This window comes from Caulobacter sp. 10L414, from assembly GCF_056395525.1.
Genome location: NZ_JBFTJR010000044.1, coordinates 12,544 through 36,474, shown reverse-complemented (window position 1 = coordinate 36,474; position 23,931 = coordinate 12,544). Strand labels below are relative to the sequence as shown.

Genomic DNA, 23,931 nt, shown 5'->3' with positions numbered 1-23,931 from the left:
CTAGCCCAGAGTCGTAATGAACGTCGTCGTCGTCGAGAGCCCGGCCAAGGCCAAGACCATCAACAAGTACCTCGGGTCCGACTACACGGTTCTGGCCTCCTATGGGCATATCCGCGACCTGCCGTCGAAGGACGGCTCGGTGGAGCCCGACAACGACTTCGCCATGAGCTGGGAAGTCGACGCCAAGTCGTCCAAGCGCGTGTCCGACATCGTCGACGCGCTGAAGAAGGCCGACCGCCTGATCCTCGCCACCGACCCGGATCGCGAAGGCGAGGCGATCAGCTGGCACGTGCTCGAGGTGCTGAACAAGAAGAAGGCGCTGAAGGACAAGCAGATCCAGCGCGTCACCTTCAACGCCATCACCAAGGCCGCCGTCACCGAGGCCATGAAGGCCCCGCGCGACCTCGACATGGAGCTGGTCGAGGCCTACCTCGCCCGCCGCGCCCTCGACTACCTGGTGGGCTTCACGCTCTCGCCGGTGCTGTGGCGCAAGCTTCCGGGATCGCGCTCGGCCGGCCGCGTGCAGTCGGTGGCCCTGCGTCTGGTCGTCGACCGCGAGATCGAGATCGAGCGCTTCAAGACCCAGGAATACTGGACCGTCGACGCCGACGTCTCGGCCGGCAGCGATCCGTTCCTGGCCCGCCTGGTCAAGCACGACGGCAAGAAGCTCACCAAGTTCGACCTCGGCAACGAGGCCTCGGCGCTGGCGGCCAAGGCCGCCGTGCAGTCCGCCGCCTTCAAGGTGGAGGCCGTCGAGAAGAAGCCCGGCAAGCGCTCGCCCGCCCCGCCCTTCACCACCTCGACCCTGCAGCAGGAAGCCGCCCGCAAGCTGGGCTTCTCGGCCCAGCGCACCATGCAGGCCGCCCAGAAGCTGTACGAAGGCATCGACATCGGCGGCGAGACCGTCGGCCTGATCACCTACATGCGTACCGACGGCGTCTCGATCGCCCCGGAAGGCATCGCCGACGCCCGCGAGGTGATCGGCAATGTCTACGGCAAGGACTACGTGCCGGACGCCCCGCGCATCTACAAGTCGAAGGCCAAGAACGCCCAGGAGGCCCACGAAGCCATCCGTCCGACCAGCATGCGCCGCAACCCCGGCTCGCTGCGCCTGGATCCTGACCTGGGCCGCCTGTACGAGCTGATCTGGAAGCGCACCATCGCCTCGCAGATGGAAAGCGCCCGCATCGAGCGCACCACCGTCGACCTGGAAAGCCACGACGGCCGCACCGGCCTGCGCGCCACCGGCCAGGTGGTGCTGTTCCCCGGCTATCTGGCCGTCTACGAGGAAGGCCGCGACGACGAGGAAGGCGAAGACAGCGCCCGCCTGCCGGCCATCGTCGAAGGCGCCGCCGCCAAGGTCATCGAGACCCGCGCCGACCAGCACTTCACCGAACCGCCCCCGCGCTACTCCGAAGCCAGCCTCGTCAAGAAGATGGAAGAGCTGGGCATCGGCCGTCCGTCGACCTACGCCTCGGTTCTGGGCGTGCTGCGCGACCGCGAGTACGTGCGGATGGAGAAGCAGCGCTTCATCCCCGAGGACAAGGGCCGCCTGGTCACCGCGTTCCTCGAGCAGTTCTTCCGCCGCTATGTCGAGTACGACTTCACCGCGGCCCTGGAAGAGCGCCTGGACCTGGTTTCCGACGGCCAGCTCGACTGGAAGGAGTTCCTGCGCGAGTTCTGGAAGGACTTCCACGCCGCCGTCGGCGAGATCGCCGAACTGCGCACCACCAACGTGCTCGACGCGCTGAACGACGCCCTGGGCCCGCACATCTTCCCCGACAAGGGCGACGGGTCGAACCCGCGCCTGTGCCCGACCTGCGGCTCGGGCATGCTGTCGCTGAAGACCGGCAAGTTCGGCGCCTTCATCGGCTGCTCGAACTATCCGGAGTGCCGCTACACCCGCCAGTTGGGCGTGGCCGAGGGCGACGGCGAGGCCGAGAGCGCCGACAAGGAACTGGGGATCAATCCCGCCACCGGCCGCGCCGTGTGGCTGAAGAACGGCCGCTTCGGCCCCTATGTGGAAGAGGTGGCGGCCGAGGGCGAGAAGCCCAAGCGCTCGTCCCTGCCCAAGGGCTGGACGCCGGCGGCGCTGGATCTGGAAAAGGCCCTGCGCCTGCTGAGCCTCCCGCGCGAAGTCGGCATGCACCCGGACGACGGCAAGCCGATCACGGCGGGCCTGGGCCGCTTTGGCCCGTTCGTGCTGCACGACGGCACCTACGCCAACCTGGAGAACGCCGACGAGGTGTTCGACGTCGGCCTCAACCGCGCCGTCGCCATCCTGGCCGACAAGCGGGCCGGCGGCGGACGTCCGCAGCGCGCGGCGGCCGCGGCCCTGGCCGAGCTCGGCAATCACCCCGAGGACGGCAAGCCGGTGCGCGTGCTGTCGGGCCGTTTTGGTCCGTACATCAAGCACGGCGACACCAACGCCAACGTGCCCAAGGGCGCGGATCCGGCGGCCCTGACTCTGGCCGAGGCCGTGACCTTGCTGGCCGAGCGCGTGGCCAAGGGCGGCGGCAAGAAGCCGGCCAAGAAGGCCGCTGCGCCGAAGAAGGCTCCGGCCAAGGCCAAGGCCGCGAAAGCCGACGGCGAAGCCGCCGAAGCCAAGCCGAAGAAGGCCGCCGCCAAGACCACGGCGGCCAAGAAGCCGGCCGCCAAGAAGGCGCCGGCCAAGGCCAAGACCGAGGCGTGACGGCGGGCGACCGGGGAGAGTAGACTAGGGCCATGACCACGCTCGAACGTCCCTTGCCGCTGCCGCTGGTGGTGGTCCTGCTGTCGGCGGTCAGCGTCGTGGGCTTCGTGCTGGGCCTACGCGGCGCGCTGGACACGGGCCGGCCCGCCGACGCGGTCTCGACCGCGCCCCTGGCCGAGGTCTCGGGCGTGCCGGTGAAGGACGCGACCCCGGCCCCGGTCGAGGTCGCCCCGCCGCCTCCCCCGCCCGCGCCCAAGCCGGTCGAGGAAGCGCCCGAGGAGGTCGCCCCCGAGACGCCGCCGGTGGTCCAGGCTCCTGTCGCGCCCGTGACCCCGCCTCCGGCCGAGAAGAAGCCCGAGGTCCCGCCGGCCCAGCAGACGCCGCAGCGGATCGAGGACCTGTACTAGGTCTGAGGCCCCCTGCCCGTTCCCCTCGGCCCTGAAACGGCTTAGAGGGGAGCAATGGCCAAACCTCGCCTTCCCAAGACTGCCGCCCCGAAGTCCCAGCGCCCCAAGATGGCGTCCAAGCCCCGTCCGCCTGCCGGCCTGCCCGACAAGGAGACGCTGCTGGCCTTCCTGCGCGACGCCGGCGAGGCCGCCAAGGCCGACATCGCCCGCCACTTCGGCCTCAAGGGCGCTGATCGCCGCGCGCTGCGCGAGATGATCCGCGAGATGGAAGCCCAGGGCCAGCTGGGCAAGCGCGGCCGCCGCGGCTTCGCCGAGGCCGGCGCCCTGCCCCCCGTCGGCGTGGCCGACGTGATCGAACGCGACGCCGACGGCGACCTCTTCGTCAAGCTGACCAAGTCCGACGACGATGCCCCGATGGTGCGCCTGGCCCCCGACCGCCGCGAGGCCGCCGCCGGCGCGCCCGGCCTGGGCGACCGCCTGCTGGTGCGCTTCGAGAAGCTGGAGAGCGGCGAGTACGAGGCCCGCCTGATCAAGCGCCTGGGCCAGAGCGCCCACAAGGTGCTGGGCGTGGTGCGCAAGCAGCGCCGCGAGATCCGCGTCGAGCCCGTCGATCGCAAGTCCAAGGACAGCTACCTGCTCGACGTCTCGCAGCCGGGCGTCGGCGACCTGAAGGACGGCGACCTGGTCGTCGTGCAGCAGACCGGCCACGCCGGCCGCTACGGCCCCAAGCCCTGCCGCGTGCTGGAGACGGTGGGCAACGAGGAGGACCCCCGCGCCGCCTCGCTGATCGCGATCCACAGCCACGGCATCCCCACCGGCTTCTCCGACGAGGCGGAAGCAGAGGCCAAGGCCGCCAAGGAGCCGACGCTGGAGGGCCGCGAGGACCTGCGCGACCTGCCGTTCGTGACCATCGACCCGGTGGACGCCCGCGACCACGACGACGCGGTCTACGCCCATCCCGACGACAGCGAGGGCAACAAGGGCGGCTGGGTGGTCTGGGTGGCCATCGCCGACGTCGCCGCCTATGTGCGCCCGGGCTCGGCCCTGGACCGCGACGCCCGCGACAAGGGCAACAGCGTCTATTTCCCCGACCGGGTGGAGCCGATGCTGCCCGAGACCCTGTCGAACGGCCTGTGCTCGCTGCGTGAAGGCGAGAACCGCGCCACGCTGGCGGTGCGGATGGTGTTCGACAAGAACGGCCGCAAGACGAGCCACCGCTTCGTGCGCGGACTGATGCGCTCGGTCGCCAAGCTGTCGTACGAGCAGGCCCAGGCCGCCATCGACGGAACCCCGTCGCCGGCCGGCCAGGACCCGGACAAGGCCCCGCCGCTGCTGGACGCGATCCTGACCCCGCTGTGGGAGGCCTTCCGCCTGATGGGCAAGGGCCGCGAGGCCCGCTCGCCCCTGGCCATCGAAAGCGACGAGCGTCGGATCGTCATCACCAAGGCCGGCGAAATCGCCTCGATCACCCGCCGCGCCAGCCTCGAGGCCCACAAGCTGATCGAGGAGATGATGATCCAGGCCAACGTCTCGGCCGCCGAGAGCCTGGAAGCCAAGCGCTCGCCGCTGATTTACCGCGTGCACGACACGCCCAGCCTGGAGAAGGTGCAGAACCTGGCCGAGTTCCTGCAGACCCTGGAGATCCGCTGGAACAAGGGCGAGGCCCCGCAGACCGCGCGCTTCAACAAGCTGCTGGAAGACACCCGCGAGAGCCCGCACGCGGCGATCATCAACGAGGTGGTCCTGCGCACCCAGATGCAGGCCCACTATTCCAGCGACAACATCGGCCACTTCGGCCTGAATCTCGCCAAGTACGCCCACTTCACCAGCCCGATCCGCCGCTATGCCGACCTGATCGTGCACCGCGGCCTGATCCGGGCGCTGGGCCTGGGCGACGATGGTTTGACCGACCAGGACATCGCCCGCATCAAGGACACCGCCGAGGTCATCACCCACGCCGAGCGCCGGGCCATGGCCGCCGAGCGCGACGCCACCGACCGCTACATCGCCTCGTTCCTGGCCGACCGCGTGGGCGCGACCTTCGCCGGCCGCATCACCGGCGTCACTCGCTTTGGCCTGTTCATCAAGCTGGACGAGACCGGCGCCGACGGCCTGGTGCCGATCTCCAACCTCGGCGAAGAGTTCTTCGTCCACGATGAAAAGCTGCACTCGCTGGTGGGCGAGCGCACCGGCAAGCGCTGGCCGCTGGGCCTGTCGGTCGAGGTGCGCCTGCGCGAGGCCACGCCCGTGACCGGCGGCCTGCTGTTCGAGATGCTCACCGACCCGCTGCCCGCCGACCCGAAGCTGCCGAGGCCGCGCCTGGGCGCGCGCCGCCAGGCCGCGGTCAAGCCGCGCGGCGGCCTGCCCAAGGGCGTGCGGCGGGGCAAGCGACGCTAAGACCCCCCCCTGAAGGGGGAGGTGTCGGCGAAGCCGACGGAGGGGGATGTATCTGCTGAGTTCGGAGCGGGGTGAGCGGCTGAAGCCTATTCCCCCTCCGGCCCTCCGGGCCACCTCCCCCTTCAGGGGGAGGGTCTACTAAACAGGCTTCTCGATCTCGTAGACCACGTCTTCCAGCTTCTGCAGGATCAGCGTCTGCGCGTCGCGGACGCCCTGGTTGAAGAACGCCGGGCCCAGGGTCTCGCCGATGAAGTCGAGCAGGAAGCCGGCCTCCAGGCCGCTGACCGGGCGATCGAGCTCGTCGCGCATGTAGAGCGTCAGCTTGCGCAGGGCGGCCTCGCGGACGTCCTTGTCGAGCTCGATGCGGGCCATGGTCAGCCGATCGCGCCGAAGCACCAGGCCAGGACGGACTTCTGGGCGTGGATGCGGTTCTCGGCCTCGTCCCAGACCAGCGAGCGCGGGCCGTCGAGGACGGCGTCGGTGACTTCCTCGCCGCGGTGCGCGGGCAGGCAGTGCAGGAACACGCCGTCGGGCCCCGCCAGATCCATCAGGGCGTCGTCGACCTGATAGGGCTCGAAGGCCTTCAGGCGCTCGTCATGATCGGTGTCGCCCATCGACACCCAGGTGTCGGCCACGACCACGTCGGCGCCGCGCACGGCTTCCTTGGGGTCCTCGCTCATGGTCACGTCGCCGTTCAGGCCGGCGGCGCGGGCCAGATCGTGCAGGTCGGCGTGATAGACCGCCGGGCAGGCGATCTTCAGCTTGAAGCCCAGCAGCGGAGCGGCGTGGATGAAGCTGGAGCAGACGTTGTTGCCATCGCCGACCCAGGCGATCGTCTTGCCGCCCACGTCGCCGCGATGCTCTTCGATCGTCAGCAGGTCGGCCATGATCTGGCACGGGTGGCTCTTGTCGGTCAGGCCGTTGATCACCGGCACGGTCGAGACCTGGGCGAAGCGCTCGACGTCGGCGTGGACGTTGGCGCGGATCATCACCGCGTCGACCATGCGCGAGAGCACCTTGGCGGTGTCCTCGATGGTCTCGCCGCGACCCAGCTGCATGTCCGAGGCCGTCGAGATGATGGCGTCGCCGCCCAGCTGGCGCATGGCCGCGTCGAACGAGAAGCGGRTGCGGGTCGAGTTCTTCTGGAAGATCATCGACAGCACGCGATCCTTGGCGGGCGCGTCGGCGTCGACACGGCCCTGCGGCCAGCCCTTGCGGGCGGTCTTGCGGGCCTTCGCGTCCTCGAGGATCAGGCGCAGCGTGGCGCCGTCGAGCTTCCAGAGGTCGATGAAGTGGCGGGGGGCGGTCATCTCAGGCCACCTTTCCGAATGAGCTGAAGTGGACGCCCCCGCCGTCATCGGCAGGGGCGTCGGTCCGGACTGCGATCAGGCCGCCGCTTGGGCGCGGACGACCTCGCAGGTCTTTTCGAGCTTGGCCACGGCTTCCTGGGCCTCGGCCAGCGTCAGGTTCAGCGGCGGCAGCAGGCGGACGCAGTTGTCGCCGCCGCCGGCGATCAGCAGGTTCTGATCGCGGGCCAGCGCCATGAACTCTCGGTTGTTCGAGGCCAGCTTGACGCCGATCAGCAGGCCCTTGCCGCGGATGTCGAGCACGACGTCCGGGAAGCGGTCCTTCAGGCCGTTCAGTTGCTGGGTGAAGTAGCCGGCGATGGTCTTCACGTTGTCGAGCAGCTCGGGCGTGTTGATCGCGTCGAAGGCCGCCGTGCCGACCGCCATGGCCAGCGGGTTGCCGCCGTAGGTCGAGCCGTGGGTGCCGGGGGTCATGCCCTTGGCGCCCTCGTGGGTGGCCAGGCACGCGCCGACCGGGAAGCCGCCGCCCAGAGCCTTGGCCACGCACATGATGTCGGGCTCGGCGCCCTCGGCCCACTCGTGGGCGAACAGCTTGCCGGTCCGGCCCATGCCGCTCTGCACCTCGTCGAAGATCAGCAGAACGCCGGCCTCGCGGGTGATCTGGCGCAGCTCGACCAGCTGGGCCTCGGTCAGGGCGCGCGCCCCGCCCTCGCCCTGCACCGGCTCGATGATGACGCCGGCCGTGGTCGGGCCGATGGCGGCCTTCAGGGCCTCCAGGTCGCCGAACGGCAGCTGGATGAAGCCCGGCAGGCGCGGGCCGAAGCCGTCCAGATAGCCGGCGTTGCCCGAGGCGTTGACCGCCGCGTACGAACGGCCGTGGAACGAGCCGTCGAAGCCGATGATGTCGATGCGCTCGGGGTTGCCGGCCACCGCGTGATAGCGGCGGGCGGCCTTCAGGGCGCATTCGATCGCCTCGGTGCCCGAGTTGGTGAAGAACACCACGTCGGCGAAGGTGGCCGCGCACAGCTTGTCGGCCAGCACTTCCTGCTCGGGGATCGTGTAGATGTTGGAGACGTGCCAGAGCTTTTCGCCCTGCGTCTTCAGGGCGTCGACCAGCACCGGGTGGGCGTGGCCCAGGCCGCAGGTGGCGATGCCGGCCACGCAGTCCAGGTACTCGCCGCCGTCGGTCGAGAACAGGCGCGCGCCTCGGCCTCGCTCGAACGCCAGCGGAGCGCGGTTGTACACGCCCATGATGTGGTGTTGCGAGGGGTTCGACGACGTCGCGGTGCTCAAAGCGGCCTCCCAAAAAGGCAAGAAGCCCCCGGGCTTTCGCGCGGGGACTGGAAGGCCCGACGTTGTCGACGCGAAGTCCTGCCCTGTCAATGAAATCACTATGAATTTTCGGCCTGCGGGGCGTGGCGGACACACCCTGGCGGCGCGGGACCGCTAACTTGCCATCCACGCGCGATCCGACCTAAGCCTGGGCGCGGGGGAGATGCATGGAGGATCCACGATGAAGGCCGCCGTTTCCCTCGCCCTGCTGGCCCTGGCCACCCTGCCCGGCTGCGCCTCGACGCCCGTGTCGCCCGGCCCCGCCGCCGTCACCGGAACCGTGGTCTGGCGCGAGCGGATCATGCTGCCGCCCAATACGAAGACGATCGTGCGGCTGCAGGACGTCAGCCTGGCCGACGCGCCGGCCAAGGTGCTTGCCGAGGACGTGATCGACGGCACGCGCGCCCCGCCCGTGGCGTTCAAGCTGGCCTATGACCCGGCGCAGATCCGCCCCAACCACCGCTACTCGGTGTCGGCCCGCGTCGAGGTGGACGGCCAGCTGCGCTTCGTCAACGACACCCACATCGCGGTGATCAACGACGGCCCGACGCAAGGCGTCGAGGTGCTGGTCAAGGGCGTGGGGCGGTAGGCGTATAAGCCCCCGTCATTCCCGCCCTTGTGGCGGGAAACCCTCTATCAGCCGCAAGGGCAGTTGAGGCGGCGTGCTCGGCACGCCGCTGGCGCTTCACGTGCGGACGGAACCAGGGGTTCCCGCCACAAGGGCGGGAATGACGGGAAGGAAGGGAAGAACCCTCAGCTCTTCAGCCGATACCCGCTGCGGAACAGCGCCCAGCACCACAGGAACAGGCCCGTGGCCAGCACGGCCGTGACCACCACGCCGATGGCGATGCTGCCGTCCGCGTGGCCGATGAAGCCGTAGCGGAAGCCGTCGATCAGGTAGAAGAACGGGTTGAAGTGGCTGGCCGTGCGGAACGGCTCGGGCAGCTTGTCGACGAGGTAGAAGGTGCCCGACAGGAAGGTCATCGGCATGATGGCGAAGTTGGTCACCGCCGCCAGCTGGTCGAACTTCTCCGACCACAGGCCCGCCAGCACGCCGGCCAGGCCCAGGATGATCGCAGCCCCGACCGCGAAGTAGATGATCGCCCACAGGTGCGAGACCTGCAGGCCCGCGCCCGGCAGCACGCCGATGACGGCGGCCGTCACCGCGCCGACCACGACGCCGCGCGTGGCCGCGCCCAGGCCGAAGGCGGCCACCTGTTCCAGCGGGGTCAGCGGCGGGGTCAGGAAGTCCGACGTCAGGCCCATCATCTTGGCCTGGATCAGCGACGAGGACGAATTGGCGAAGGCGTTGTTGAGCACCGCCATCATGATCAGGCCCGGAGCCACGAAATGGCCGAAGGTCACGCCCTCGACCGCCGGACGGTCGGAGCCGACCGCGACCACGAACACCAGCATGTAGAGCAGCGTGGTCACGACCGGGGCGGCCACGGTCTGCATGCCCACCTTCCAGAACCGGCGGATCTCGCGCTGATAGAGGGTGAGGAACCCGCTCCAGTTCCAGCCGTGATAGTCGCGCGGCTGCGGCGGAACGACGCTGTCTGCCATGTCTCTCATTGGCCCGATCCTGGAAATTCCTTCGCCATGTGCGCCCGGCGAGGGTCGGACGCAAGCGTCCCGCTCCGAGAATCAATATATAGTTTCTGTGGACAGACTACCTGGCGCCTATTGTGCGTCTTAACGCATTCTTTACACTATCTGGTAGGTCAGCCGCCGGCGGGGCGGTCTGTACACCAGATGTAGGGCGATGGCGAGGTGGGGTTTCTCGTCATGGCCCGGATTTTAGGCGGAGATGGGCCATGAGCTGGACTGACGAACGGGTCACCACCCTGAAAAAGCTTTGGCTGGACGGCCTGTCGGCCAGCCAGATCGCCAAACAACTGGGCGGGGTCACCCGCAACGCCGTGATCGGCAAGGTCCATCGCCTGGGCCTGTCGGGTCGCGCCGCGCCGTCGCAACCGGCCCGTCCGGCCTTCAAGGCCCCGCGCCCGGCCCGTCCGGCCGCCGCCTCGACGATCCCGGCCGCGCCGCGCCGCGTGGTCGCCGCCGAGCCGGTCGCCCCGGCTCCGGTTCCGGTCCAGGCCCAGCCCTCGATGCCGATCCTGCGCAACGAAGCCCCCGGCTCGGCCACCGTGCTGACGCTCGGCGCCCATATGTGCAAGTGGCCGATCGGCGACCCGTCGTCGGACAGCTTCACCTTCTGCGGCCGCCGCTCTTCGGAAGGCCCCTACTGCGTCGAGCACGCCCGGGTGGCCTACCAGCCGCAGCAGTCGACCAAGAAAAAGGGCGGCGCCACCGAGCTCGCCCGCTCGCTGCGCCGCTACATCTAGCGCCAGCCGGCCATAAGAAGAGAAGCGTCGTTCAGGCGCTCTCGCCATGCAGCCCTCCCCGTTCCGCGGGGAGGGCTTTATGTTGTCGCCGATGACCGACCTCGCCCCCGATTCCAACGCGCCCGCCTATTCCGTCTCGGAACTGGCCTTCGCGCTGAAGCGCACCCTGGAAGACCGCTACGGCTTCGTGCGGCTGCGCGGCGAGCTTTCCAAGGTCACCCACCACTCCAACGGCCACGTCTACCTGACCATCAAGGACGACAAGGCCGCCATCGACGGCGTCGTCTGGAAGGGCAATGTCCGGGGCCTGGGCGTACGGCCCGAGCACGGGCTCGAGGTCATCGTCACCGGCAAGATCACCACCTATCCGGCCGGCTCGCGCTACCAGATCGTCATCGACAGCATGGAGGCCGCCGGCGTCGGCGCGCTGCTCGCCCAGCTGGAGCGGCTGAAGGCCAAGCTGGCCAGCGAGGGCCTGTTCGCGCCCGAACGCAAGCGCCCCCTGCCCTCGATGCCGGCCGTGGTCGGCGTCATCACCAGCCCCACCGGCGCGGTGATCCGCGACATCCTGCACCGCATCCGCGACCGCTGGCCCTGCCGGGTCATCGTCTGGCCGGTGGTGGTGCAGGGCGACGCGGCCGCCGCCCAGGTGGCCGGCGCCATCCGGGGCTTCAACGCGCTGCAACCCGGCGGCCCGGTTCCGCGCCCCGACATCCTGATCGTCGCCCGCGGCGGCGGCTCGGTCGAAGACCTCTGGGCCTTCAACGACGAGGCCCTGGCCCGCACGGTGGCCGAAGGGACCATCCCGCTGATCTCGGCCGTCGGCCACGAGACCGACACCACCCTGATCGACTTCGTCTCCGACCGCCGCGCGCCCACCCCGACGGCGGCGGCCGAGATGGCCACGCCGGTGCTGGCCGAGCTGCGAGGGCTCGTCTCCGACTACGACCGCCGCCTGTCGCGTTGCGCCGGGCGCGTGGTCGAGGAGCGCCGCACGCGCCTGCAGGCGGCCGCCCGAGGCCTGCCGCGCCCCAACGACCTGCTGGCCCTGGCCCAGCAGCGGTTCGACATCGCCGCCGGCCGCCTCGACGCCGCCCTGGCCCGCAACACCTCGGTCCACGCCCAGGACCTGCTCAAGGTCACCGCCCGCCTGTCGCCCGAGGCCCTGGCCCGCCAGCGCCAGGCGAAGGCAGAGCGCCTGTCCGACCTGTCGCGCCGCCTGGATCTCGCCGCCCGCCGCGCGCCCGAGCGCGCCGCCCAGCACGCCCGCCTGCCGGCCCTATGGGACCGCCTCAACGCCGTGGCCCGCCGCCGCCTCGACCGCGAGGCCGACCGCCTGGCGGGACTGGACAAGCTGCGCCAGTCGCTGAACCCGGAGCGGCCGCTGGAACTGGGCTTTGCCTTGGTGCGCAAGATGGACGGGACCCTGGCCCGCTCGGCCGCCGACCTCGCCGCCGGCGAGCGCGTGAACCTGAAGTTCAAGCACGGCGAGCGCGACGCGGTGATCGATGGCGAAGGCGCCACGCCGCCGCCTCCCCCACCCGCGCCGGTTTCGACCGCCGCCCCCAAGCCCCGTCCCAAGCCCGCCGCGCCGCCTTCGTCGTCGCAGGGCGACCTGTTCTAGACCCCGAGATTGGCGTAGAAGAGACCCATGAACGCTTACGATCGCGACCTCGGAAAATCCGGCCTGGCCGTCCTGCACTACGGCGACGGCGACTTCGCCGTGCTCCAGCCCGGCCAGTACGTGGTCTGCGCCGTCACCGGTGCGAAGATCCCCCTGGAGGCCCTGCGCTACTGGAGCCCCGAGCTGCAGGAAGCCTACGCCACGCCGAAGGAAGCGCTGAAGCGCTGGCAGGAGACCAAGGCCTGAGCCCCTGGCGTCCGAATAGACGGGCGCTTCTCGCCGCCCTGACCTGCGGCGTCGCTCCCCTCGCCTTCCCCGGCGCCGCCGCGGCGGCGCCGGGACTGGTGCTGAGCGGCCGTCTCCAGCAGGGCGGCTACGCCCTGGGACGCACCGCGCCGCGCGCCGAGGTGCTGGTCGACGGCGCTCTCGCCGCCCAGGCCTCGGCCGACGGCTGGTTCGTCGTCGGCTTCGACCGCGACGCCCCGCCCAGCGCCGAGATCACCGTCCAGACGCCTGACGGCTCGGCCAGCCACCGCGTGGCGATCGCGCCGGGAACCTTCGACATCCAGCGCATCGACGGCCTGCCGCCGTCGCAGGTCTCGCCCGAAGATCCGGTGCTGCTGGCCCGCATCGCCGCCGAGGGCGCGCGCAAGGCCGCGGGCTTTGCCAGCCGCGTCGACGGCGACTTCTTCCGCACGGGCTTCATCTGGCCGGTGAAGGCCACCCGCCGCTCGTCCAGCTTCGGCGGCCAGCGCATCCTCAACGGCGAGCCCAAGCGCCCGCACTATGGCGTCGACCTGGCCGCGCCGGTGGGAACGCCCGTGGTCGCCCCGGCCGCCGGGGTCGTGGCCTTCGCCGAGACCGGCCTGCACTTCGAGGGCGGCCTTGTGCTGATCGATCACGGCCAGGGCCTGATCAGCGCCTACCTGCACCTTTCCCGCGTCGACGTGACGGCCGGCCAGCGCCTGGCCCAGGGTCAGGTCATCGGCGCGGTCGGCAAGGAAGGCCGCGCGACAGGCCCGCACCTGTGCTGGCGCCTCAAGTGGCGCGACCGCAACCTCGACCCCAGCCTGTGGGTCGCTGACGCAGGAATGCGACAGTGACGAGATCAAACTTGACCATTTCGGGACACCGCCTATCGACAGGTCGTCGTGGTTATGGTTATCCCCAGCCCCGCTTTTGAAACTCGCGTATGAGGCGTAATCCCGCATGTCCGCGGTGCTCGACAAGCTCCGTTTCCTGCTGGTGGACGATAACCACCACATGCGGGCGATCGTCAGCACGATCCTGAAAGGGGTCGGCGTGCGCCACGTGCAAGAGGCGATCGACGGCGCGGAAGGCCTGCAGATCCTGAAGGATCGCCAGATCGACATCGCCATCGTCGACTTCAAGATGTCGCCGCTGGACGGGGTGCAGTTCACCCAGCTGGTGCGCAATTCACCCGACAGCACCGACCCGTTCCTGCCGATCATCATGCTTACCGGCTTCGCCGAGCGGCACCGGGTGTTCGAGGCGCGCGACGCCGGCGTCACCGAGATCGTCGTCAAGCCGGTCACGGCCCGCTCGCTGCTCGACCGCATCGACATGGTGATCTTCAAGCCGCGGCCGTTCATCCGCAGCGGCGACTATTTCGGCCCCTGCCGCCGCCGCCGCCAGGACCCGCACTACGGCGGCCCGTTCCGCCGCGCCACCGACAAGGGCGCGATCGAGCTTTAGCTCATCTCACCTCCCGTCATTCCCGCCCTTGTGGCGGGAAGCCCTGGTTCCGCTCGCATGTGAAGCGCAAGCGGACTGCTCGGCAGTCCGCCTCATCCATCTTTGCGACCGACAAAGGGTTTCCCGCCACAAGGGCGGGAATGACGGGAAGGTAGGGAGAACCTCAGTTCGTCGGGATCTCCCCCGCCAGCAGCGCCGCATAGACCTCGTTGGGCCAGCGGCGGTGGACCCAGAACCACTCTTCCGGGCGCTCGCGGATGCGGTCTTCCATGAAGGCGTTGATCATCCGCACGCCGGCCTCGATGTCGGCCGTGCGGTCGCCGGTGTTGGGCGGGACGATCGGATCGTGGACCACGGCGCGGAAATGCGCGCCCTTGGTGCGCTGCACCGACATCGGCTGCAGCACCGTGCCAAAGCGGATCGCCAGGCGCGTGGGGCCCGGCGCGGTGCGCGAGTCGTGGCCGAAGAACGGCGCGGCGACCCCGCCGTTGAACTTCTGGTCGTTCATCAGCGCCACCGACTCGCCGCGCTTCATGGCGTCGAGCAGTTCACGCGCGCCGTCGCCGCCCTTGGGGGCGAACAGGCGTACGCCGTAGCGGAACCGGCTCTTCTTGATGCGCTCGTCGATGTAGGGGTTGTTGGCCGCGCGGTAGGTCATCTGGCAGGTGACGCCGGAAAAGACGATGGCCGCCGGCATCACCTCCCAGTTCGACAGGTGGCCCGAAACGAACACCACCGGCTCCATGTCGCGGGCGATCTGGGCCAGACGCTCGGCGTTCACGACCTCGACCCGGCCGGGCGAGGACAGAAGCTTGTCCATCAGCGGGAACTCGCCGAACGTGCGCCCCAGGCCGTCCCACTGCTTGCGCAGCATGTCGGCGCGCCAGGCCGCGTCCTTTTCCGGGAACGCCAGGCGCAAGTTGCGGTCGGCCACCTTGTGGGCCCCGCTCAGCGGCCCGAACGTGCGCCCGAACCAGCCGCCCAGCGCCGAGGCCGCGTCCACCCCCAAGAGGCGGAACAGACCCATGAACAGGTCGTAGCCGAACGCCTCCAGGCGCCAGAGAAAGTCTTGGGTGGGGGAAACACGGTCGTTGGACATCGGCCCTTACTAGCTCGACTTGGCCGGCGGCGGAACTGTGGCGCCGGAATCTCCTGACCCCGCCGGGCGAGCGAGCTTCGCTTGGCGCGCGACTTGCGGCTGTCAGGGCAGACCGTTCCGTTTCGGGACGGGGGAAAGCCATCGGGGGTCAAGGGTCCACATCATGGGCAACGACATCGACACTCACCTGGGCAAGCGCCTTCGCCGCCGTCGCCGGCTGCTCGGCCTGACCCAGCAGCAACTGGCCGGCGCCGTCGGCGTGCGCTTCCAGCAGATCCAGAAGTACGAATGCGGCGCCAACCGCATCTCGGCCGCTCGCCTGTGGCAGCTGTCCGAGGCGCTGGAAGTGCCGGTCGGCTACTTCTACGACGGCCTGTCGGCCATCGCTCGCGACACCGCCCCGGCGGCCAGCAACGACTCCGAAGGCGGCGAGATGTTCGCCCGCAAGGAGACCATCGACCTGATCCGGGCCTACTACCTGCTGGGCGAGCGTCCGCGCCGTCGGCTGCTGGACCTGGCCAAGTCGCTGAACGGCGTCGAGCAGCTCGAAGCCTGAGCCTGCTTCAGTGGAGTAGCGTCCTGGGCCAAGGCGGGCTAAAGCCTGCCTCCATGACGCTCTCCGCCGATCGCCTCGCCGCCCTCGACGCCTTCATCGTCGAGCTCAACAGCGCCTCCGCAGGAGCGATCCTGCCGCTTTTCCGGTCCGACCACGGGCTGGAGGACAAGGCGGCCGGCAAGAACCTGCCGCGCGACACCCACGCGGCGTTCGACCCTGTCACCGAGGCCGACCGCGGCGCCGAAGCGGCCATCCGCAAGCTGATCTCCGAGCGCTTTCCCGAGCACGGCGTGATCGGCGAGGAATATGGCGAGGACCGCCCCGACGCCGAGTTCGTCTGGGTGCTGGATCCCGTCGACGGCACCCGCGCCTTCATCTCGGGCCTGCCGCTGTGGACCACCCTGATCGGCCTGCGCCACCAGGGCCGTCCCGTTCTGGGCGCGATCGGCCAGCCCTATATCGGCGAGCTCTATGTCGGCTCGGCCGCCCTCGGTTCGCGCCTGATCGCCCACGGCGGTGAAAAAGCCCTGCACGTGCGTCCCTGCGCCGTTCTGACCGACGCCATCATCGCCACCACCGATCCCGAGGCCTGCTTCGACGGCGCCGAACTGGGCGCCTGGCGCCAGGTGCGCGCCGCCGCCAAGCTGGCCCGCCTGGGCTGCGACGCCTACGCCTACGCCATGGTCGCGGCCGGTACGATGGACATGGTCATCGAGGCCGGCCTCAAGAGCTGGGACGTCGAGGCCGCCATCCCCCTGATCGAAGGCGCCGGCGGCGTCGTCACCGACTGGCGCGGCGCGCCGATCGGCCAGCACGGCGGCCAGATGGCCATCGCCGGCGACCAGCGCGTGCTGGACGAGGCCCTGGTGGCCCTGAAGCGCTCGGCGAAATAGAAATCCTCCCCCTCTGGGGGAGGTGGCCCGGAGGGCCGGAGGGGGGCCGTTTTCAGCTTCCGAGGCGGTGGCGGACATCAGCCGCTCCCCCCTCCGTCGGCTTTGCCGACACCTCCCCCTTCAGGGGGAGGATCTAGAGGCCGACCACCGTCTCGTCGAACGCCGCCCAGAACCGCGCCCGGCGGTCGTCGGTCTCGATCAGGATCTCGTGGAAGGCGTCCTCGATCTCGATGTAGCGGCCCTTAGGGATGCGCGCGGCGATGGCCTTCTGGGCCGAGGTCAGGACGCGGGTGTCGACCCCCGCCCCGACGATGGTCACCGGGATGGCGATGGCCTCGACGCCCTTGCTGCGCGCCAGCCAGGCGCAGGCCTCGAACGCAAAGTCGGTCCAGCCCCAGGTGATGCCGCCCAGCGCGATGTCGGGACAGGCGCGGATCTGGGCCTGGTGGCGGGCGTAGCGCGCCGCGTCGTGGGTCAGGGCGTCCTGCGGGAAGACGTGCTTGAAGGGATCGCCGACGTCGCCCAGCACATAGCCGCCGCGCAGCGGTGTGCGGGCCGCCAGCCAGGCCAGGGCGCGGGCCATGCCGGCCGGCTTGCCGCCGGTGTTCAGCCCCAGCATCGGGGCCGACAGCACGCAGGCCGAGAAACGGGTCTCGCCGTGGGCCAGGACCAGGCTGGTCAGACAGCCGCCCATCGAGTGTCCCAGGGCGATCCAGGGCCTGGGCAGGCGCGTCTCGAAGGCCGCCAGAAGGGCCTGATAGTCACCGACGAAGTCTTGAAAGCCGGCCGCGTGGCCCTTCAGGCGATCGGGCAAGGCGCGGTGGGAAAGCCCCTGCCCTCGCCAGTCGTGCACCAGGACGACGAAGCCCCGCGCCAGAAGGTCGTCGACGACCTCGTAGTACTTCTCGATCGGTTCGCTGCGGCCGGGGCTGACCACCACCGAACCGCGCGGATCGCCCTTAGGCGAAAATAGAGCGGCGCGGAGGGTCGCCCCATCCGCGCCGGAAAACCATTCGGCCTTGCCGTGGTCGGGAACCGGCGCCTCGGGAATCGAGACCAGCGGCGCAGGTTCCCCCATGGCTTAGCGGAGCTTCGAGAACAGCGCCGCCATCTTGGACTGCAGCGCCATCGCCGCGCCCATGTCCGACAGCTTCAGCTTGCCGGTCATGACGGCCATGGTCGGGTCGAGCGAGCCGGCGCCGATGGCCAGGAAGTCTTCCTTCGACAGGGTCATGGTCAGGTCGGCCGGGCCGTCCTCGTTGGTGACCGAACCGCCGTCGATGAGGATGACGCCTTCGCCCTTCAGGTCGAACTTCAGGCTCTTGCCCAGGCCGCTGTCGTCGCCCACGGCGGTTTTGATCTTGTCGGTGATTTCCTGCAACGTGGCCATGAAACGCTGTCTCCCTCTTTTCTGCGCTTGAGCGTTCTGCGCGTGAAAACTTGGTGGGCACCCTGGCCGGAGCCGGGCCGCAAGTAAACACCGTTCAGACGCTCTCCACGCTATTTTTTGCTCTGGATGAAACCCACCCGCGAAGGCGTCGCCGACAGCCGGACGCGGGCCGCGCCCTTGAAATCGGCCAGCCGCAGGATCGGCGTCTTGCCCGACAGCGGCAGGGCCTGCGACTTGCCGTCGGCCCCGACCACGACGCCGCCGGTCGCCCCGGGGAAGCCGAAGCCGGTCATCTTCGGAGCCAGCATGGCCATGGGGCCGGCGGCCTTGCCGATGACGCCGTTGGTCGAGTCGAGCACGGCCTTCAGCTCGGCCACCTCGTACTCGGCCGCCGGCTTCAGGACCGGCTCGATGATCAGGGTCGAGCCGAACTTGCCATCGGCCGAGGCCTCGAACTCGATCTTGGCCCCGCCCTGCAGCTGGGCCAGCGTCGGCAGGCGCTCGAACCGCCCGTCGGCGCCGATCGGCAGGGCCGTGCGCGCGCCGCTGGTCTCGATCAGGGTCGCCTTCAGGCCGGCGGCGGGCTTGCCGTCGCGGGTCAGGGCGTAGGCCACCCGGGTGCGCGCCCGCTCCTGGGCCGGCACCTTCAGGAAGTTTTCCAGATAGGCGAACACCTTGTCGGCCGGCGCGGTCTTGTTGGCCTGCGCCAGAGCCGCCGAACCGGCGACCAGCGCCAGGGCCGCGGCGACCAGCGCACGCCGCGCGATGCGGGCGCTCACTTCGGCTTCACGAACTTGAGGGTCATGCGGTCGCTCTCCCCTATGGCGTCGTACTTGGCGTGGTCGAAATCGGGCTCGGCCGGGTCGCCGCGCGGCGCCGACAGGCGGGTCGGCGGCAGGGTCCAGACGCCGAACGGGTGGTCCTTGGTGTCCTTGGGATTGGCGTTGATCTCGCTGGAGCCGGCCAGGACGAAGCCGGCCTCCTTGGCCAGCTGCTCGACATAGGCCTGCTGGACATAGCCGTCGGCGGCCAGCACGTCCTGCACGCGGCCGGGCTCGCCGCGATGCTCCTCGACGCCGAGGATCCCGCCGGGCTTCAGCGCCGCCAGGGCGTCCTTGAAGGCCTTCTCGGCGATGCCGCCGGCCATCCAGTTGTGCAGGTTGCGCAGGAACAGCACCCGGTCGACGCTGCCGGCCGGGGCCACCGGACCGCTGTTGCGGCCGAAGGTGGTGATGTCGACCTTGCCGTAGAGCCTGGGCTTGGCCTCCAGCTTGCGGCGATAGGCGGCGACGATCTCGGCGGCGGCCGGGTCGGCGGGATCGGCCTCCAGCACCGCCTCGTAGAGCTTCCCGCCCGTCGAGGCCAGGAACGGCGCCAGGATCTCGGTGTACCAGCCCGCGCCGGGCCAGAACTCGACCACCGTCTGGCCGGGCCGGATCTCCCAGAACTCCAGGCTCTGCACCGGATGGCGCCAGGCGTCGCGGGCCTTGTCGGCGCTCGAGCGCCAGTCGCCGGCCACCGCTCCCTGCAGGGTGGCGGCGCCGCCCTTGGCGGGCTTGGGCGCCTCGGCCTTGGCGGCCGGTTCGTCCTTCTTGCGGCCGCAACCGACCAGGCCGGCCGCACCGGCGGCGACGAGCAGGCCGCGACGCGACCAGGAAGAGACTGGGTCCATCGATCCCCCGTTACGCATGGATCCCAGCCTTAGACCGCGACCTTGGCCAAATGGCGACGCCCGATCACGCCGGCTTCTTGAAGCGCAGGGTCATGCGGTCGCTCTCGCCGATGGCGTCGTACTTGGCGCGGTCGAAGTTCGGATCGGCCGGCTGTCCCGACGGCGCGCTCTGGCGTACGGGCGGCAGGGTCCAGACGCCGAAGGGGTGGTCCTTGGTGTCCTTGGGGTTGGCGTTGACCTCGGACTTGGCGTCGAGCTTGAAACCGGCTTTCTCGGCCAGCGCCACGACGGTCGCGGTCGACAGATAGCCGTTGGCGCCGGCGCTCTTCTCGTCGGCCGGCTCTGCGCGGTGCTCCTCGACGGCCAGCACGCCGCCCGGCTTCAGCACCGCGAAGAAGTCGGCGAACAGCTTTTCGGCGGTTCCCGGCTGAACCGTCCAGTTGTGGACGTTGCGGGCGGTCAGCACCAGGTCGGCCGAGCCCGGCGCGCCCAGCGGCGCGGCCACGGGACCGAAGTCGACGAACTTGACCTTGCCGTACTTGGCCTCGTCGGCGAAGCGGGCCTCGAAGGCCGCCCGACCCTTGCGGGCGCCTTCGGAAAGCTTGGGATTGGCCAGGTCGGCGACGCCGGCGACGTAGGTCCCCTTCGTGGCCTTGGCGTAGGGCGCGAGGATCTCGGTCCAGTAGCCGCCGCCGGGCGAGACCTCGATCACGGTCTGGCCGGGCTTGAGGCCCCAGAACGCCAGGCTCTCGTACGGGTGGCGGGCGCCGTCGCGGGCGACGCTGGCGGGCGTGCGGTCGGGCGAGGCGACGGCGGCCTTGAGGGCGGCGTCGGCGGCCAGGGCGCTGGTGGCTGGAACGAGGGCCGCGGCGGCGGCCAGGATCAGCAGGTGGCGGCGGGCGGGCATGGTCTGTCTCCGTCGTCGTCGAGGTGACGGACCTTAACCTTGGGTGGCGCTCGATCAAGCGATTCCGGCCCTTCCCAGCAGGGACCTGCACGACCTGCCCGGGGCATGACCCAGGGGCGACTACATTCAAAAACGCCGCACCCCTTGAAGTCGAAAAACGACCTCCCAACTATTCACTCGAAGGCGCTGGACAGCCGGGCCTTCCGGATCGCAGACGAGGCCGATGACGGGTCGTCGAAGGTTCGAACACTGACTGCAACCTTGCTTGAGAAGAAGGTTCTACACTTATGCGTACGATCGACCTTTCGCCCCTGTACCGCTCGCTCGTCGGCTTCGACCGCCTGGCCGCGCAACTCGACGCCGCCGCCAAGACCGAAGCCGCCTCCGGCTATCCGCCCTACAACATCGAGCGCACCGACGAGAATTCCTACCGCATCGAGATCGCCGTCGCCGGCTTCAAGCCGGAAGAACTGTCGATCGAGGCCAAGGAAGGCCTGCTGACCGTCTCGGGCCGCAAGGCGGCCAACGACGAGACCAAGCGCTACCTGCATCGCGGCCTCGCCGAGCGCAATTTCGACCGCCGCTTCCAGCTGGCCGACTACGTGGTGGTGACCGACGCGGCCCTGGCCGACGGCCTGCTGACCATCGCGCTCAAGCGCGAGCTGCCGGAAGCCCTCAAGCCCCGCAGCATCCCGATCAGCACCGGCGCCGACACCGCCGTGATCGAAGGCGAAAAGGCCGCCTAAGGCGACCGACCGCTTTCTCTGTCTCTGAATTCCCCCTCCGACTTTCGGGCGGCGCGATCTCGCGCCGCCCTTTTTTACGTCTGCACCGGATCTGCACGGCCCTGGCCGCAGGTCCTGCACGCCCCGCACCTATGCCCGCCGTTGACCCCGGACGTCGCAAGCGGAACATCTGCGCCATGACTCAGCCGATCCTGATCGTCGACGACGAGCCGCACATCCGCGAACTGCTGGCTTTCGCCCTGGGCAAGGCCGGCTACGCCACGGTCGAGGCCGCCGACGGCGAGGCGGCGCTGGAGGCGATCGCGGCTCACCGGCCGGCCCTGGTGGTGCTCGACATCAACATGCCGCGCCTCAACGGCCTGGACGTCTGCCGCCGCATCCGCGCCGAGGGCCAGCTGCCGGTGCTGCTGCTGTCGTCGCGCGACGACGAGATCGACCGGGTGCTGGGCATCGAACTGGGCGCCGACGACTACGTGGTCAAGCCGTTCAGCCCGCGCGAGGTGACGGCCCGGGTCAGCGCCATCCTGCGCCGCGCCAGCGCCGCCGCCCCGGCGCCGGCGGCCGAAGAAGCCAAGCTGGTCAGCCATGGCCGCCTCAGCCTGGAGGCCGACGCCTGGCGGGCGGCCTGGGGCGAGACCGAGACGTCCCTGACCGTCACCGAGTTCGGCATCCTGTGGACCCTGGCCAGCGCCCCGCGCCGCGTCTTCACCCGCGACGCCATCATCGACAAGCTGCGCGGCCCCGGCTTCGCCCTCACCGACCGCACCATCGACAGCCACGTGCGCAACCTGCGCGCCAAGTTCGCCAGGCTGGGCGGAACCGACGTGGTCGAGACCCGCCCCGGGGTCGGCTATCGCCTGGGCGCCTGCCAGGGCCAGGACGCCCAGGCGTGATCGCCGCGCTGTCAGCCTTCAAGGATGCGATCAAGCGCCGCTGGCCGGCGCTGCGCCTGCGCTCGATCCTGCTGGCGGTGCTGATGTTCGCCGCCGCCATGCCGGCGCTGGGCGGGATCTTCCTGCGCAGCTACGAAAACACCCTGGTGCGCCAGACTGAGGCCGAGCTGAACGCCCAGGGCGCGGCCCTGGCGGCCGCGGCGGCGGCCCTGTGGCCCGGCGCGCCGCCCTCCTCCGCCCTGCCCGAACCGGATCCGGAAGACCCCGCCTACTATCGCCCCGAGAAGCCCAGCATCGACCTGTCGGCCGCGGTGATCCTGCCCGAACGTCCCACGCCCGCCCCGGCCGCCGGGACGCCGGATCCCGACGCCGTCGCGGCCGCCGCCCGACTGGACCGCATTTTCGCCGACACCACCCGCAGCACCCTGGCCGCCGTGGTGCTGACCGACGCCCATGGCCGCGTGGTGCGGGGCCTGGGCGCCGGCGGCGACCTGTCGGCCCTGCCCGAGGTGCGCCACGCCCTGTCGGGACGGTCCGAGACCGTGCTTCGCCGGATCGGCCAGTACCGCCCGCGCTACATCTGGGAATGGCTGAGCCGGGCCTCGGCCGTGCGCCTGCACCACGTCCGCCCGGTGGTGGTCGACGGCAGGACGGTGGGCGTGCTGCTGCTGTCGCGCTCGCCGCGCGGCCTGTTCAAGGGCCTGCACGAGGACCGCGGCAAGCTGCTGCTGGGCGCGGGCGTCATCCTGCTGGTGCTGTTCAGCCTGGCGGGCCTGGTGTCGCGCGGGGTCACCCGGCCGATCGAGCAGCTCAGCGCCGCCACCCGCGCCATGGCCACCGGCCAGGGCGAGGCGCCGGAGACGCCCCGCACCGCGGCCGTCGAGATCCAGGCGCTGTACGACGACTTCCGGGCCATGGCCGGAGCGATCGACAAGCGTTCGCGCTATCTGCGCGACTTCGCCGCCGCCCTCAGCCACGAGTTCAAGACCCCGCTGGCCGGGGTGCGCGGGGCCATCGAGCTCCTGCAGGACCACTACCCCACCATGAGCCAGGCCGAGCGCGAACGCTTCCTGGCCAACATCGCCGCCGACAACGCGCGCCTGTCGGCCCTGGTCGGACGGCTGCTGGAACTGGCCCGCGCCGACATGGCGACCCCGGAAGCCGGGGTCGCGGCCGCTCCCGCGGCGGCGGCGAAGTCCGTGGCGGCCGCCCTGTCGACGCCCGCCTTCGCGGTGACGGCCGACCTCTCCGGCGACCTGCCGCCGGTCGCCGCCCCGCTGGCGATGATCGAGACGGTGCTGACCGTTCTGGTCGAGAACAGCCGTCAGGCCGGCGCCGGCAAGGTCGCGATCAGCGGCCACGACCGCGGGCAGGCCGTCGTGCTGGTGGTCGCCGACGACGGCCCTGGCGTGGCCTCGGCCGACGCCGCGCGGCTGTTCGAGCCGTTCTTCACCACCCGCCGGGCCGAGGGCGGAACCGGTCTTGGCCTGTCGATCGCCCGCTCCCTGGCCCGCGCCCACGGCGGCGAGGTGGCCTATGTCGCCGGAGCCGAAGGCGCGCGCTTCACCCTGTCGCTGCCGCCGGCCTGACCGTCTGCACGAAATCTCCACATGCGGTCCATCAGGGCGCCGCACGCCGTCCGTAGGGTGCCGCTGACGCCTCTTCGGCCAGGAGATTTGCCATGCTGACCGCCGCCCCGCCCGCCTCCGACTGCCAGGTCGAACTCGACGTCGCCGCCGGCCGCTGCACCTGGAGCGTCACCCGCCCCGACGGCATGCGGCTGTCGGGCGAGGCCGCCGATCCCGCCTTCGCCCGCAGCCAGAGCCACCTGGCGGCCGTGATGCTCGACGCCTTCGCCTCGCTGAAGCGGCGGCGCTTCTAGCTGTGCCTCGTCTTCGCCCCAAGGCGGGTGTAAGCGAGGCCATCGCTTCATCCGCAAGGGCCACACTTCC

General features: G+C 70.3%; 25 protein-coding genes. 15 read left to right on the top strand and 10 right to left on the bottom strand.

The features are described from left to right. Positions 1-16 precede the first annotated feature (16 nt). From topA to rnr, 3 genes are all read left to right on the top strand, one after another. The gene (gene topA / locus AC1DCG_RS17420) at positions 17-2,692 is read left to right on the top strand and encodes a type I DNA topoisomerase (RefSeq protein ID WP_477030692.1); all 2,676 of its coding nucleotides are present in this window, start codon (positions 17-19) and stop codon (positions 2,690-2,692) included. Between the two features lie 32 nt (positions 2,693-2,724). Then, a complete protein-coding gene (locus AC1DCG_RS17415) occupies positions 2,725-3,099 on the top strand; it encodes a hypothetical protein (protein ID WP_165259608.1) in 375 nt (124 codons plus the stop codon). 108 nt (positions 3,100-3,207) lie between these two features. Further along, entirely contained in the window at positions 3,208-5,496 is a 2,289-nt protein-coding gene (gene rnr, locus AC1DCG_RS17410) for a ribonuclease R (RefSeq protein ID WP_477030691.1), read from the top strand. 138 nt (positions 5,497-5,634) lie between these two features. Here rnr and AC1DCG_RS17405 read toward each other — a convergent pair whose 3' ends face one another. From AC1DCG_RS17405 to AC1DCG_RS17395, 3 genes are all read right to left on the bottom strand, one after another. Then, positions 5,635-5,892, bottom strand: coding sequence for a DUF2164 domain-containing protein (locus tag AC1DCG_RS17405; RefSeq protein WP_477030690.1), 258 nt, complete (start codon positions 5,890-5,892; stop codon positions 5,635-5,637). Continuing rightward, positions 5,871-6,806, bottom strand: a complete 936-nt coding sequence (gene argF / locus AC1DCG_RS17400) for an ornithine carbamoyltransferase (RefSeq protein ID WP_477041581.1) — start codon at positions 6,804-6,806, stop codon at positions 5,871-5,873. The genes AC1DCG_RS17405 and argF overlap by 22 nt, the downstream gene beginning before the upstream one ends. Before the next feature lie 75 nt (positions 6,807-6,881). Next, positions 6,882-8,096 (bottom strand): aspartate aminotransferase family protein, encoded by a 1,215-nt coding sequence (locus AC1DCG_RS17395; protein WP_165259604.1) that lies wholly within the window; start codon positions 8,094-8,096, stop codon positions 6,882-6,884. 220 nt (positions 8,097-8,316) lie between these two features. Between AC1DCG_RS17395 and AC1DCG_RS17390 the strand changes: the two genes are divergently transcribed. Then, positions 8,317-8,724 (top strand): YbaY family lipoprotein, encoded by a 408-nt coding sequence (locus tag AC1DCG_RS17390; protein WP_477030688.1) that lies wholly within the window; start codon positions 8,317-8,319, stop codon positions 8,722-8,724. Positions 8,725-8,888: 164 nt separating this feature from the next. Here AC1DCG_RS17390 and AC1DCG_RS17385 read toward each other — a convergent pair whose 3' ends face one another. Beyond that, the gene (locus AC1DCG_RS17385; RefSeq protein ID WP_101719657.1) at positions 8,889-9,710 is read right to left on the bottom strand and encodes an ABC transporter permease; all 822 of its coding nucleotides are present in this window, start codon (positions 9,708-9,710) and stop codon (positions 8,889-8,891) included. 242 nt (positions 9,711-9,952) lie between these two features. On the opposite strand from AC1DCG_RS17385, the gene gcrA reads away from it, so the two are divergent. The 5 genes from gcrA (at position 9,953) to AC1DCG_RS17360 (ending at position 13,823) form a co-directional block, all read left to right on the top strand. Continuing rightward, entirely contained in the window at positions 9,953-10,483 is a 531-nt protein-coding gene (gene gcrA / locus AC1DCG_RS17380) for a cell cycle sigma 70 cofactor GcrA (RefSeq protein WP_101719656.1), read from the top strand. Between the two features lie 91 nt (positions 10,484-10,574). Continuing rightward, complete coding sequence (xseA, locus tag AC1DCG_RS17375; RefSeq protein WP_477030686.1) at positions 10,575-12,107, top strand: exodeoxyribonuclease VII large subunit; 1,533 nt, start codon at positions 10,575-10,577, stop codon at positions 12,105-12,107. A gap of 27 nt (positions 12,108-12,134) precedes the next feature. Then, complete coding sequence (locus tag AC1DCG_RS17370) at positions 12,135-12,353, top strand: DUF2093 domain-containing protein (RefSeq protein ID WP_058347630.1); 219 nt, start codon at positions 12,135-12,137, stop codon at positions 12,351-12,353. Positions 12,354-12,454: 101 nt separating this feature from the next. Continuing rightward, positions 12,455-13,210 (top strand): M23 family metallopeptidase, encoded by a 756-nt coding sequence (locus tag AC1DCG_RS17365; protein ID WP_477037166.1) that lies wholly within the window; start codon positions 12,455-12,457, stop codon positions 13,208-13,210. Between the two features lie 106 nt (positions 13,211-13,316). Then, the gene (locus AC1DCG_RS17360) at positions 13,317-13,823 is read left to right on the top strand and encodes a response regulator (protein WP_477030685.1); all 507 of its coding nucleotides are present in this window, start codon (positions 13,317-13,319) and stop codon (positions 13,821-13,823) included. A gap of 163 nt (positions 13,824-13,986) precedes the next feature. On the opposite strand, the gene AC1DCG_RS17355 is transcribed toward AC1DCG_RS17360, so the two are convergent. Further along, the gene (locus AC1DCG_RS17355) at positions 13,987-14,922 is read right to left on the bottom strand and encodes a lysophospholipid acyltransferase family protein (RefSeq protein ID WP_477030684.1); all 936 of its coding nucleotides are present in this window, start codon (positions 14,920-14,922) and stop codon (positions 13,987-13,989) included. 163 nt (positions 14,923-15,085) lie between these two features. Here AC1DCG_RS17355 and AC1DCG_RS17350 point away from each other — a divergent pair, with 163 nt between their 5' ends. Both AC1DCG_RS17350 and hisN read left to right on the top strand, forming a co-directional pair. Next, positions 15,086-15,478, top strand: a complete 393-nt coding sequence (locus AC1DCG_RS17350) for a helix-turn-helix domain-containing protein (protein ID WP_058347627.1) — start codon at positions 15,086-15,088, stop codon at positions 15,476-15,478. Positions 15,479-15,531: 53 nt separating this feature from the next. Next, positions 15,532-16,371, top strand: a complete 840-nt coding sequence (gene hisN, locus AC1DCG_RS17345) for a histidinol-phosphatase (RefSeq protein WP_477030683.1) — start codon at positions 15,532-15,534, stop codon at positions 16,369-16,371. Between the two features lie 133 nt (positions 16,372-16,504). On the opposite strand, the gene AC1DCG_RS17340 is transcribed toward hisN, so the two are convergent. The 5 genes from AC1DCG_RS17340 to AC1DCG_RS17320 form a co-directional block, all read right to left on the bottom strand. Further along, positions 16,505-17,449 (bottom strand): alpha/beta fold hydrolase, encoded by a 945-nt coding sequence (locus AC1DCG_RS17340; protein ID WP_477030682.1) that lies wholly within the window; start codon positions 17,447-17,449, stop codon positions 16,505-16,507. Positions 17,450-17,452: 3 nt separating this feature from the next. Next, positions 17,453-17,761, bottom strand: coding sequence for an SCP2 sterol-binding domain-containing protein (locus tag AC1DCG_RS17335; protein WP_058347624.1), 309 nt, complete (start codon positions 17,759-17,761; stop codon positions 17,453-17,455). A 110-nt stretch (positions 17,762-17,871) separates the two neighbouring features. Continuing rightward, complete coding sequence (locus tag AC1DCG_RS17330; protein WP_477037096.1) at positions 17,872-18,540, bottom strand: hypothetical protein; 669 nt, start codon at positions 18,538-18,540, stop codon at positions 17,872-17,874. Continuing rightward, a complete protein-coding gene (locus tag AC1DCG_RS17325) occupies positions 18,537-19,433 on the bottom strand; it encodes a class I SAM-dependent methyltransferase (protein WP_477030679.1) in 897 nt (298 codons plus the stop codon). Before AC1DCG_RS17325 ends, AC1DCG_RS17330 begins: the two co-directional genes overlap by 4 nt. A 64-nt stretch (positions 19,434-19,497) precedes the next feature. Continuing rightward, a complete protein-coding gene (locus AC1DCG_RS17320; protein ID WP_477030678.1) occupies positions 19,498-20,340 on the bottom strand; it encodes a class I SAM-dependent methyltransferase in 843 nt (280 codons plus the stop codon). A gap of 287 nt (positions 20,341-20,627) precedes the next feature. Between AC1DCG_RS17320 and AC1DCG_RS17315 the strand changes: the two genes are divergently transcribed. The 4 genes from AC1DCG_RS17315 to AC1DCG_RS17300 all read left to right on the top strand — a co-directional run bounded on the left by AC1DCG_RS17315 (position 20,628) and on the right by AC1DCG_RS17300 (position 23,861). Next, complete coding sequence (locus tag AC1DCG_RS17315) at positions 20,628-21,086, top strand: Hsp20 family protein (protein WP_165259583.1); 459 nt, start codon at positions 20,628-20,630, stop codon at positions 21,084-21,086. 176 nt (positions 21,087-21,262) lie between these two features. After that, positions 21,263-21,979: a response regulator transcription factor gene (locus AC1DCG_RS17310; protein ID WP_165259581.1), complete on the top strand. Its 717-nt coding sequence runs from the start codon at positions 21,263-21,265 to the stop codon at positions 21,977-21,979. Continuing rightward, positions 21,976-23,568 (top strand): sensor histidine kinase, encoded by a 1,593-nt coding sequence (locus tag AC1DCG_RS17305; RefSeq protein WP_477037095.1) that lies wholly within the window; start codon positions 21,976-21,978, stop codon positions 23,566-23,568. Before AC1DCG_RS17310 ends, AC1DCG_RS17305 begins: the two co-directional genes overlap by 4 nt. 92 nt (positions 23,569-23,660) lie before the next feature. Continuing rightward, complete coding sequence (locus tag AC1DCG_RS17300) at positions 23,661-23,861, top strand: hypothetical protein (protein ID WP_165259579.1); 201 nt, start codon at positions 23,661-23,663, stop codon at positions 23,859-23,861. The last annotated feature ends 70 nt before the right edge of the window (positions 23,862-23,931 follow it).

What these genes read in the sequence shown, in the direction of transcription:
- AC1DCG_RS17315 (WP_165259583.1), top strand. Translation starts at nt 20,628, where the DNA reads ATGCGTACGATCGACCTTTCGCCCCTGTACCGCTCGCTCGTCGGCTTC.
- rnr (WP_477030691.1), top strand. Translation starts at nt 3,208, where the DNA reads ATGGCGTCCAAGCCCCGTCCGCCTGCCGGCCTGCCCGACAAGGAGACG.
- AC1DCG_RS17390 (WP_477030688.1), top strand. Translation starts at nt 8,317, where the DNA reads ATGAAGGCCGCCGTTTCCCTCGCCCTGCTGGCCCTGGCCACCCTGCCC.
- AC1DCG_RS17325 (WP_477030679.1), bottom strand. Translation starts at nt 19,433, where the DNA reads ATGGACCCAGTCTCTTCCTGGTCGCGTCGCGGCCTGCTCGTCGCCGCC.
- gcrA (WP_101719656.1), top strand. Translation starts at nt 9,953, where the DNA reads ATGAGCTGGACTGACGAACGGGTCACCACCCTGAAAAAGCTTTGGCTG.
- AC1DCG_RS17370 (WP_058347630.1), top strand. Translation starts at nt 12,135, where the DNA reads ATGAACGCTTACGATCGCGACCTCGGAAAATCCGGCCTGGCCGTCCTG.
- AC1DCG_RS17415 (WP_165259608.1), top strand. Translation starts at nt 2,725, where the DNA reads ATGACCACGCTCGAACGTCCCTTGCCGCTGCCGCTGGTGGTGGTCCTG.
- xseA (WP_477030686.1), top strand. Translation starts at nt 10,575, where the DNA reads ATGACCGACCTCGCCCCCGATTCCAACGCGCCCGCCTATTCCGTCTCG.
- AC1DCG_RS17355 (WP_477030684.1), bottom strand. Translation starts at nt 14,922, where the DNA reads ATGTCCAACGACCGTGTTTCCCCCACCCAAGACTTTCTCTGGCGCCTG.
- AC1DCG_RS17300 (WP_165259579.1), top strand. Translation starts at nt 23,661, where the DNA reads ATGCTGACCGCCGCCCCGCCCGCCTCCGACTGCCAGGTCGAACTCGAC.
- AC1DCG_RS17320 (WP_477030678.1), bottom strand. Translation starts at nt 20,340, where the DNA reads ATGCCCGCCCGCCGCCACCTGCTGATCCTGGCCGCCGCCGCGGCCCTC.
- AC1DCG_RS17340 (WP_477030682.1), bottom strand. Translation starts at nt 17,449, where the DNA reads ATGGGGGAACCTGCGCCGCTGGTCTCGATTCCCGAGGCGCCGGTTCCC.
- AC1DCG_RS17360 (WP_477030685.1), top strand. Translation starts at nt 13,317, where the DNA reads ATGTCCGCGGTGCTCGACAAGCTCCGTTTCCTGCTGGTGGACGATAAC.
- AC1DCG_RS17335 (WP_058347624.1), bottom strand. Translation starts at nt 17,761, where the DNA reads ATGGCCACGTTGCAGGAAATCACCGACAAGATCAAAACCGCCGTGGGC.
- hisN (WP_477030683.1), top strand. Translation starts at nt 15,532, where the DNA reads ATGACGCTCTCCGCCGATCGCCTCGCCGCCCTCGACGCCTTCATCGTC.
- AC1DCG_RS17310 (WP_165259581.1), top strand. Translation starts at nt 21,263, where the DNA reads ATGACTCAGCCGATCCTGATCGTCGACGACGAGCCGCACATCCGCGAA.
- AC1DCG_RS17350 (WP_058347627.1), top strand. Translation starts at nt 15,086, where the DNA reads ATGGGCAACGACATCGACACTCACCTGGGCAAGCGCCTTCGCCGCCGT.
- topA (WP_477030692.1), top strand. Translation starts at nt 17, where the DNA reads ATGAACGTCGTCGTCGTCGAGAGCCCGGCCAAGGCCAAGACCATCAAC.
- AC1DCG_RS17385 (WP_101719657.1), bottom strand. Translation starts at nt 9,710, where the DNA reads ATGAGAGACATGGCAGACAGCGTCGTTCCGCCGCAGCCGCGCGACTAT.